The following is a 3,399-nucleotide window of genomic DNA, read 5'->3' as shown; positions in this document are numbered from 1 at the left end:
GAGAGGGATGCCGCCAGGATGGCAGGGATGAGTAGTCGCAGTTTCATGAAATCTTCCTTTGTAAAGTGCGCCGGGTGGTGACCCCGACGGCGAAGGTGAGGCTGGCGACGGTCGCCGCCGCGAGGGTGGCGGCGTAACCCCACATATCCGCCCAGACGATGCCGAGTGGCTGCTGGTTGTACTTGTCTTTGATGCCGAGGAACGCGAACGAGAGCCTCTCGAAGTGTTTGGTGATGGAGGAGACTTCGAGACCATTGCGGATGCCGTCGAAAGCGGCAAAGTTCGCGAGCACCTTGAGTTCGTCGGGCTTCTGGATCTGGAGGGTGGCGAACAGCCCACCGGGAACCTGGTTATCCGGATCCATCGTGTCGCCGATCTGGGGGATGATCAGCACGAAGGCCAGCCAGATCACGATGGCGACGATGAGCCCGGTGCTGAGCCTGGGCGAGAGCGCGGTGACTCCGACGGCCAGAGCGCTCCAGAACACCAAGTAGAGCCAGGCCACGACGGCGGCGATGAGGATCCGGACGAAATCGATCGTCTGCAGCGGCGCAGCGCCGATTACGAGGATAGCGACAGTGGTCGCCAGGGTGAGAAACGCAACCACGACCCCCCAGACGACAGCGAGACCGATGATCTTGCCACCGGGGATCGCGCAGCGACCGGCCGGGCGACTGAGCAGAAGCTGAAGCGTTCCCCGGTACTTTTCTTTCGCCACCGTGCCGTAACCGAGGACGATCGCGAACAGTGCCCCCAGTATCTCCAGGTACTCGACGCTGCCCCTCAGCAGTTGCAGCGGGAATAGTTGGGGAGCCGCCGGTACGACGGTGCTGCCGCTGGCGGCAAGCTGCTCGACATACAGATTGTACGCATCCAGTTGGGTTCTGAAACTCGCCGCGGCCACCGCGACCGAGATCACCGTCGCGACCGCAAGAAAGGCGATCAGGATCGCGAACAGCCGATCTCGACGGAGGTCGAGGAGCTCCTTTCGCGCGATCACCCCGATGTCACTCATGGAGCGCGCTCCTCATCCGGGCGCGCGGCGTGGTGATCACGAGAGCGACCATCACCACAAGGAACGCTATGAGGACGACGACGCTGGGGGCGGCATCCCCCGTCACGGTCGTGTCCTGGAGGATGATGCTGGATGCTCGTTTGAACTGTTCCGTGACCGACAGCGGGCCGGTGATCGCGGACACCACGTCGAAGTAGCCTCCCGTCGAACTCACCGCCGGAACCGGGTTGAGCAGCGAGACGGGACGGGCCGCGGTGCCGATCTGCGGGAGCACAAAGGCGACGGCACTCCAGATCACGAACGGCACGAGCAGGGCGGTCGTCTCCTGCTTGCTGCGGAGCCCGGTCAGCATTCCCAGCAGCGCGAACGTGGCCAGCAGCATCCACGACAGCACTCCGAAACCGGCGACCCGACCGGTATCGCCCCAGCCCAATGGCGCCCCGTTGATCAGGCTGATGATCATCCAACTGGTGACAAAGCTGATGCCGATGACGGCGGCGAGCACAATGCCGAGTCCGGCGAACTGCCCCAGCAGGCGAGTGACCGAGCTCGTCGGCCGGCTCAGGACGAGGTCGGCGGTCGCCGCCTTCCGGTCACGAAGCGTGGCCTGGACGCCGAGGACAATCGCCATCAGCGATCCGATCAACAGAACATAGATCACGGCATTTCGCGCGTAGTACAACGGTGTCACCCCCGTGAACGGGTTGGGAGCCGTCGTCAGCCCATCCGCGAGCACCTTCTCGTACACATTCGTGACCGTCTGGTTGGTCACCCAACCGATAACCGATGAGGCGACAACCATCCCGATAAAGACGAAGAGAAGAAGGTGGGCCGTGCGCGCACGCCGGGTGTTCAGCATCTCGTGACGCGCGCTCACCAGGAACGTATTCACGAGACCGGCTCCGATTCGAGCGCAAAGTAGATCTCCTCGAGCGAGTTTTCACCGGGGAAGGCGGCCAGCGTGCGTTCGAGCGTGTCGTGATGCACGAGAGCGCCGCCTCTCAGGATGCCGATGCTGGTGCAGGTTTTCGTGACCTCGGTGAGCACATGGGTATTCATGAAGATCGTCATCCCGAACTCCGAGTTGAGGCGCAGGATCGTTTCGCGCAGGGTACGGACGCCCTCCGGATCCAGGCCGGAGGTTGGTTCGTCGAGGAAGAGCACCGTCGGTGAGTGCAGGATCGCCTGGGCGATCCCCACCCGCTGCCGCATCCCCTTACTGAACGTGCTGAGCCGCTGGCGCTCATGACCCTCAAAGTCCAGGATGCGCAGCACATCACGGATGCGCTGGTCGGGCCGGCGGAGGCCCGAGAGCCTGCCGAAGAATCTCAGGTTCTCCATCAGCGAAAGATTGTCGTAAAACTGAACGTTCTCGGGCAGGTAACCGATCACCTGCCTCACACCCCTCGCATCCGAGGTCACGCTGTGGCCACCGACCTCGGCGATGCCGTGCGTCGGTTCGAGCAGGGTGGTGAGCACGTTGACGGTCGTGGTCTTGCCCGCGCCGTTGTGACCCAGCAAGCCGAAGATCTCGCCCGAAACCACCTCCAGCGTCACCGCATCGAGCGCCACGTTGGCGCCGTACGACTTCGACAGGCGGTCGGTCGCGATTGCTGGGTTCGTCATATGCCGACCGTATTCAGTGCACCGTGAGAGCACGATGAGAGCGGCAACCCCGACGCCGGCTCGCATACGATGTCGATGTGACGAACTCGCGACCGCCCGCTATCAGCGCCTGGCGATTCGTCATCACGTTCGGTACCGTCAGCCTGCTGGCCGACTTCGTGTACGAGGGTGCGCGATCGGTGACCGGCCCGCTGCTGGCAACGCTGGGCGCGACCGGATTGCTGGTGGGCGTGGTGACCGGAATCGGCGAAGCCGCCGCCCTCTTGCTAAGGCTGGTGTCAGGGCCCCTCGCCGATCGAACCCGCCGATTCTGGGCCTGGACCATCGCCGGCTACGCGCTCACCGTGATCAGCGTGCCGACCCTCGGCTACGCGGGCGCGCTGTGGGTTGCCTGCACCCTGGTGATCCTCGAGAGAGTCGGCAAGGCGATTCGGGCCCCGGCGAAGGATGCCCTGCTGTCGTATGCGACAGCGGCAACCGGTCGCGGCCGCGGTTTTGCCGTCCACGAGGCCATCGACCAGTTCGGGGCGGTGATCGGGCCGCTCGTGGTCGCCGGGATGCTCGCGCTGACCGGCACCCAATACGGCCCGACGCTTGCGATCCTCGCACTGCCGGGGGTGCTCGCACTTGCGCTGCTGGTCTGGCTCCGCTGGAAAGCACCCCATCCCATGGACTACGAGATCCAGCGACGCGAGAACGAACCGCCCGCGCCCCGCGGGCGGCTGAGACTCAGCCGGGCGTTCTGGATGTATTCCGCG

4 protein-coding genes are annotated in these 3,399 nt (G+C 64.4%); 1 reads left to right on the top strand and 3 read right to left on the bottom strand.

The annotated features are described in order from the left end of the window. Positions 1-43: 43 nt before the first annotated feature. The 3 genes from RMN95_RS03735 to RMN95_RS03725 are packed head-to-tail and all read right to left on the bottom strand — an operon-like array spanning position 44 to position 2,641. Positions 44-1,015, bottom strand: a complete 972-nt coding sequence (locus RMN95_RS03735; protein WP_309615618.1) for an ABC transporter permease subunit — start codon at positions 1,013-1,015, stop codon at positions 44-46. Further along, complete coding sequence (locus tag RMN95_RS03730; RefSeq protein ID WP_309615617.1) at positions 1,008-1,907, bottom strand: ABC transporter permease; 900 nt, start codon at positions 1,905-1,907, stop codon at positions 1,008-1,010. Before RMN95_RS03730 ends, RMN95_RS03735 begins: the two co-directional genes overlap by 8 nt. After that, the gene (locus tag RMN95_RS03725) at positions 1,904-2,641 is read right to left on the bottom strand and encodes an ABC transporter ATP-binding protein (protein WP_309615616.1); all 738 of its coding nucleotides are present in this window, start codon (positions 2,639-2,641) and stop codon (positions 1,904-1,906) included. Before RMN95_RS03725 ends, RMN95_RS03730 begins: the two co-directional genes overlap by 4 nt. Before the next feature lie 77 nt (positions 2,642-2,718). Between RMN95_RS03725 and RMN95_RS03720 the strand changes: the two genes are divergently transcribed. After that, positions 2,719-3,399, top strand: a 681-nt coding sequence (locus tag RMN95_RS03720; protein ID WP_309615615.1) for an MFS transporter, incomplete at its 3' end; no start/stop codon positions are given.

This window comes from Salinibacterium sp. (assembly GCF_031364185.1).
Taxonomy (GTDB): Bacteria; Actinomycetota; Actinomycetes; order Actinomycetales; family Microbacteriaceae; genus Rhodoglobus.
This window is presented reverse-complemented; position numbering and strand designations above follow the sequence as displayed.

Bases quoted from the DNA above. Each gene is read 5' to 3' on its own strand.
- RMN95_RS03735 (WP_309615618.1), bottom strand. From the start codon at position 1,015: ATGAGTGACATCGGGGTGATCGCGCGAAAGGAGCTCCTCGACCTCCGT.
- RMN95_RS03725 (WP_309615616.1), bottom strand. From the start codon at position 2,641: ATGACGAACCCAGCAATCGCGACCGACCGCCTGTCGAAGTCGTACGGC.